Here is a 1,093-nt window from a genome sequence, read left to right as displayed (position 1 = left end):
TGGGAATCGAACCCACGACATTAGCTTGGAAGGCTAGAGTTTTACCATTAAACTACACCCGCATTATTATAAAAATATAATTTGTCAATAAATATCTGAGATTAAAGTCTCGGATCGGGAAGACAGGATTCGAACCTGCGACCCCTTGGTCCCAAACCAAGTGCTCTACCAAGCTGAGCTACTTCCCGATTAAATGGCGCGCCCGAGAGGAGTCGAACCCCTAACCTTTTGATCCGTAGTCAAACGCTCTATCCAATTGAGCTACGGGCGCAAAAGCAACTGTTCAAATATACCACACTGAATAAGTCAAATCAACATATTCTAATTACCAATAACTGGAACAAGTGCGGCCGAGAGGACTTGAACCTCCACGGGATTACCTCCCACTAGGCCCTCAACCTAGCGCGTCTGCCATTCCGCCACGACCGCATTAATACGGACAATTTATATAGTGGTGCGGGTGAAGGGAGTCGAACCCCCACATCCGAAGATACTAGATCCTAAGTCTAGCGCGTCTGCCAATTCCGCCACACCCGCAATGTTTAAATGGTGAGCCATGAAGGATTCGAACCTTCGACCCTCTGATTAAAAGTCAGATGCTCTACCGACTGAGCTAATGGCTCATGTTCATAAGTTTTTCTTAGTTTATATACGCGTTAATTTAAGTAGGACCCCTGCTTCTACAAGCTTATTCAAGGATGTGTATCCATCGGGGTTACTCGTAGCTTGTTCGGTGGAAGTAATGCTCGATGCTCTACCGACTCTGTGCTCGTCGCAATGATCATTCATGAAGCGTTGTTCCTCGCAAGCCTGCACATAGTAGCTTCCTCATTGATGTGAGTGGCTAGCTAATGGCTCATAATAATTAGTGTATGAATGATTCTAAGATCGTTTAAGTGTCCAGATTAAATTAAAATAACATTGTTAAACGCATCACAAACAAAAAAATGGCTGGGCTACTAGGATTCGAACCTAGGAATCACGAGACCAAAACCCGTTGCCTTACCGCTTGGCTATAGCCCAACAAATAATATGGCGGTCCGGACGGGACTCGAACCCGCGACCTCCTGCGTGACAGGCAGGCATTCTAACC

The 1,093-nt window shown here is 45.7% G+C and carries 6 tRNA genes; all 6 read right to left on the bottom strand.

Annotated features, from left to right (window positions below):
- Positions 1–114 precede the first annotated feature (114 nt).
- The 6 genes from TE34_RS16290 to TE34_RS16265 all read right to left on the bottom strand — a co-directional run bounded on the left by TE34_RS16290 (position 115) and on the right by TE34_RS16265 (position 1,023).
- Positions 115–188 (bottom strand) — tRNA-Pro (locus tag TE34_RS16290).
- A gap of 6 nt (positions 189–194) precedes the next feature.
- Positions 195–271: transfer RNA gene (locus TE34_RS16285), tRNA-Arg, on the bottom strand.
- Between the two features lie 74 nt (positions 272–345).
- Positions 346–429 (bottom strand) — tRNA-Leu (locus tag TE34_RS16280).
- Positions 430–452: 23 nt separating this feature from the next.
- Positions 453–537, bottom strand: a tRNA-Leu gene (locus TE34_RS16275).
- A 10-nt stretch (positions 538–547) separates the two neighbouring features.
- A tRNA-Lys gene (locus tag TE34_RS16270) sits at positions 548–623 on the bottom strand.
- 325 nt (positions 624–948) lie between these two features.
- Positions 949–1,023 (bottom strand) — tRNA-Gln (locus TE34_RS16265).
- Positions 1,024–1,093: the final 70 nt, after the last annotated feature.

The sequence above is a fragment of the Ornithinibacillus californiensis genome, assembly GCF_001038485.1.
In the GTDB taxonomy this organism is placed as follows: Bacteria; Bacillota; Bacilli; order Bacillales; family Amphibacillaceae; genus Ornithinibacillus; species Ornithinibacillus californiensis.
The sequence above is the reverse complement of the archived record's forward strand: the minus strand, read 5'-3'. Positions and strand labels throughout refer to the sequence as shown.